The 3896-nt window shown below is 39.1% G+C and carries 4 protein-coding genes and 1 pseudogene; 4 read left to right on the top strand and 1 reads right to left on the bottom strand.

Annotation, left to right across the window (positions count from 1 at the left end; all coding sequences use genetic code 11):
- Positions 1–263: 263 nt before the first annotated feature.
- Genes FTT84_RS17155 through FTT84_RS17145 form a run of 3 tightly spaced genes read left to right on the top strand, consistent with a single transcriptional unit; the run spans position 264 to position 3244 of the window.
- Positions 264–1331: an efflux RND transporter periplasmic adaptor subunit gene (locus FTT84_RS17155; RefSeq protein WP_257223436.1), complete on the top strand. Its 1068-nt coding sequence runs from the start codon at positions 264–266 to the stop codon at positions 1329–1331.
- Positions 1328–2536 (top strand): ABC transporter permease, encoded by a 1209-nt coding sequence (locus tag FTT84_RS17150; RefSeq protein ID WP_180081944.1) that lies wholly within the window; start codon positions 1328–1330, stop codon positions 2534–2536. The genes FTT84_RS17155 and FTT84_RS17150 overlap by 4 nt, the downstream gene beginning before the upstream one ends.
- Positions 2537–2539: 3 nt before the next feature.
- Positions 2540–3244, top strand: coding sequence for an ABC transporter ATP-binding protein (locus FTT84_RS17145; protein ID WP_074947794.1), 705 nt, complete (start codon positions 2540–2542; stop codon positions 3242–3244).
- 59 nt (positions 3245–3303) lie between these two features.
- Here FTT84_RS17145 and FTT84_RS17140 read toward each other — a convergent pair.
- Positions 3304–3577 (bottom strand): annotated as a pseudogene (locus tag FTT84_RS17140) (transposase); the annotation flags it as partial.
- A 66-nt stretch (positions 3578–3643) separates the two neighbouring features.
- On the opposite strand from FTT84_RS17140, the gene FTT84_RS17135 reads away from it, so the two are divergent.
- On the top strand, positions 3644–3896 hold a 253-nt coding region (locus tag FTT84_RS17135; RefSeq protein WP_150993742.1), incomplete at its 3' end, for a transposase.

Here is a 3896-nt window from a genome sequence, read left to right as displayed (position 1 = left end):
TGAGAAAGCCCATATAAATGGGTAATGTACAAGTTGCTGTAGAAGCATGTTTAATTCGTCTGATCACAGATACTTTATAAAGTATTTTAATACTTTTTTGAATCCGTCAATGCGTAAGTCCTATAATACTTAGAAATAGATTATATTATTCTTAATTAGATAAGATAAGCAAAATACAGATGCAAACATTTCTATTAAGAAAGAGGGCTCTTTCCGTTCTTGTAGTGCTTATTACATTAATCTTATTTTTGGTTTATGTCCTATTGCGTACAGGACCTTTTGCACCAGTCAAGGTCAGTCTGACGCAGGTTAAGTATAAATCTATTCAGCCTAGTCTGTTTGGTATAGCGACTGTTGAAGCTCGTCATAATTACAAAATTGGTCCCACAGCGGCAGGTCGTCTTAAAAACCTTCAAGTCGATATTGGCGATGCTGTACAAACTGGACAGCTCTTGGGAGAAATGGATCCAGTCGATTTGGAAGAAAAAACACTTGCACAACGTGCCATTATCCAAAAAATCATCTCTCAGCAACAAGATATTCAAATTCGTCAAAAGTTTACACAGCAACAAGTTCAACGCTATCAGCAACTTACCAAAATCAATGCCACCAGTCAAGAGTCACTCGCGATTAAGCAGCAGGAGCTTGATCTCGCTACAACAGCACTTGGCTCAATGCAACAAGAACTTAATAAAGCCCGTGCAGACCTCAATACACTACAAGCCCAGCGCGACAATTTAAATTTAATGGCAACAGCACCAGGTATAGTCACAGCCCGTTATGCAGAACCTGGCTCTACTGTAGTTGCAGGGCAAACCGTATTGGAAATTGTAGACCCGAAGTCTATTTGGTTGAATACACGCTTCGATCAATCTAGTGCGATTGGCTTAGCCTCAGGTTTACCTGCACAAATTCATTTACGTTCGCGTCAAAGTAACACGCTTTCAGGTCAAGTCTTATGGGTAGAGCCTCGTGCAGATGTTATTACCGAAGAAATCTTAGCCAAAGTAGTCTTTAGTCAACAACCTAACCCTCTACCTCCTTTAGGTGAATTAGCAGAAGTGACAATTAAACTAGCACCACTGTCTCGCAGCCTTGCTATTCCAAATGCTGCTATTCACCGCATCAATAACCAAGTCGGTGTCTGGAAAGTGACAGATCAAAAACTACAATTTATTGAAATTAAACTAGGTCGCTCTAATTTAGAGGGTGATGTTCAAGTACTCGATGGTCTATCAGAAAATGATCAAATCGTTTTATATAGTGAAAAACCACTTAATGCGAAAAACCGTTTGCGTATTGTAAAAAATCTTGCAGGAACATCTGAATGATTAGCTTAGCCGGTCGGGATATATTCCATTCATGGGGTAAGTTTGTTTTTACTGGTTTTGGACTTGGCTTGTTGATCGGCGTGACTCTAATTATGGCGGGTGTCTACCGTGGTATGGTGGATGATGCCAAGGCTTTATTAAATAATAGCGGTGCAGATTTATGGGTGGTACAACAAGATACGCTTGGTCCATATGCTGAACCTTCTAGTGTGCGTGATGATTTATATCGTAGTGTCATGACTACACCTGAAGTAGAACATGCCTCAAATATTACTTATCTGACCACACAAGTTCATTATAAAGATAAAGATATCCGTGCGATGGTGGTTGGAATCCATACAGGTGAACATGCCTGGAATAATTTAGGCTGGCCACCTTACCTTTTAGCGGGACGTCAATTGACTCGGGGGCACTATGAAGCTGTTGTAGACATCACTTCAGGACTTAAATTAGGTGATCGCATCAAAATCCGTCGTAATTATTTTACTGTAGTAGGATTGACTCGACGAATGGTGTCATCAGGTGGTGACCCGATGATTTTTATTCCGCTTAAAGATGCACAACAAGCCCAATTTCAAAAAGATAATGCGGCAATTTTACAAGACCGCCGACGTACCGCACAAAATCCGATTTACAATCGTCCTGCGTATCCAGATTTATTAGACAGTGTTCTGAGTGCTCAAACCAGCAATCGTTATGTAAATGCAATTTTAGTCCGTCTTAAAACTGGTACTTCCGCAGAAGATACTGCTGAACACATCCAACGTTGGCAGCAACTGACTGTCTACACGCGTCTTCAAATGGAACATATTTTAATTAGCAAGATGATTGCAACGTCAGCAAGGCAGATTGCGATGCTTTTAGTAATTTTGGCTTTGGTGAGCGCGGCAATTGTGGCATTTATTATTTATACCCTAACCATGGATAAAATTCGAGAAATTGCAGTTCTGAAACTAATTGGAACACGCAACCGAACGATTGCCTGGATGATCTTACAGCAAGCGCTCGCACTTGGTCTAATTGGATTTACTATAGGTAAAATCACTTCAACCTTTGCTGCGCCATATTTTCCAAAGTATGTATTATTGATTCCTCAGGATTCTATTCTTGGATTTATTGCTGTGATGTTGATTTGTATGTTGGCAAGTCTAGTAGCTATTCGTATGGCATTACGTATTGATCCAGCCGAAGCAATTGGAGGATAACACATGACCCACGGAATTTTAATTGAGGGTTTAAAAAAACGTTTTGGGCAAGGTGATAATGCTTTTTATGCATTAAAAGATGTCAATATGTGGGTGGATCCAGGAGAAGTTGTTGGACTGATTGGTCCGTCAGGTTCAGGTAAAAGTACCTTATTAAAATGTTTAGGCGCTGTGATTGATCCCACTGAAGGACGTATGACTTTAGGGAGTGAAGTGATTTTTGATCAACACTGGTTGGTAAAAGATTTAAGTGCATTGCGACGTGACAAAATTGGTTTTATGTTCCAAACACCTTATTTGATTCCTTTTTTGAATGTTTTAGATAATGTTGCGCTATTACCTATGCTTGCAGGTGTTCCTAATGACACTGCACGTGCAAGTGCTTTAGAAATTTTGACTGCTTTAGATGTTCAGCATCGTGTTCATGCCATGCCTGGGCAATTATCAGGTGGTGAACAACAACGTGTAGCTATTGCACGCGGCTTGATTAATAAGCCACCTGTCATTTTGGCAGATGAGCCAACGGCACCTTTAGACAGCGTTCGTGCCATGACTGTAATTCGTTTGTTGCACGAAATGGCGGAAAAATTTCAAACAGCAATTATTGTTGTTACACATGACGATAAAATTATTCCGACTTTCCAGCGACTGTATCATATTCGTGAGGGAATAACGTATGAAGAAAAAGGAGAGGGTCGTAGTTTCTAAAAACTTAGAAATTTAAAGTATTTTATCTAGTTGATAGATTTAGATTAATAGCTTAATTTTTTCAATAAGCTGAATAAATTTTCTTTTTATTGCGTTGTTTTAAGTGGTATTCATCTGCTTTGGATAAACGAATAGTTTTCATATTTTTACGATGATATGTAATTAAACCAAATGTCTTGATTCCTCGAATTTGATTTTTAATTCTTGACTGATATATCCACGAACAGCATAGAGTTTTGTTTTTAAGCCTTCTACCAAATGCTCAATCATTTTAATGTCTGCTGTATGTTCATTAGATAAAGCTGTACTGACAATTTTGCCTGACTGACTCATGATGGCACTGTTGCAAATAGGCTGACATGATAAGCTAAATATCTTATTTATTTCGAGATACAGCAGATGAATCCCTTCCACGGTCGGCACTTTCAAGGTGAAATCATTCTTTGGGCTGTTCGTTGGTATTGTAAATATGGCATCAGCTATCGTGAACTTCAAGAAATGCTCGCTGAACGAGGCATAAATGTGGATCACAGTACAATTTATCGTTGGGTTCAGCGTTATGCTCCAGAAATGGAAAAACGGTTACGCTGGTATTGGCGTAATCCTACAGATTTACATTCATGGCATATGGATGAGACTTATATCAAAGTGA

This window comes from Acinetobacter sp. YH01019 (assembly GCF_013420285.1).
In the GTDB taxonomy this organism is placed as follows: Bacteria; Pseudomonadota; Gammaproteobacteria; order Pseudomonadales; family Moraxellaceae; genus Acinetobacter; species Acinetobacter gandensis.
The sequence above is the reverse complement of the archived record's forward strand: the minus strand, read 5'-3'. Positions and strand labels throughout refer to the sequence as shown.

What these genes read in the sequence shown, in the direction of transcription:
- FTT84_RS17150 (WP_180081944.1), top strand. Translation starts at nt 1,328, where the DNA reads ATGATTAGCTTAGCCGGTCGGGATATATTCCATTCATGGGGTAAGTTT.
- FTT84_RS17145 (WP_074947794.1), top strand. Translation starts at nt 2,540, where the DNA reads ATGACCCACGGAATTTTAATTGAGGGTTTAAAAAAACGTTTTGGGCAA.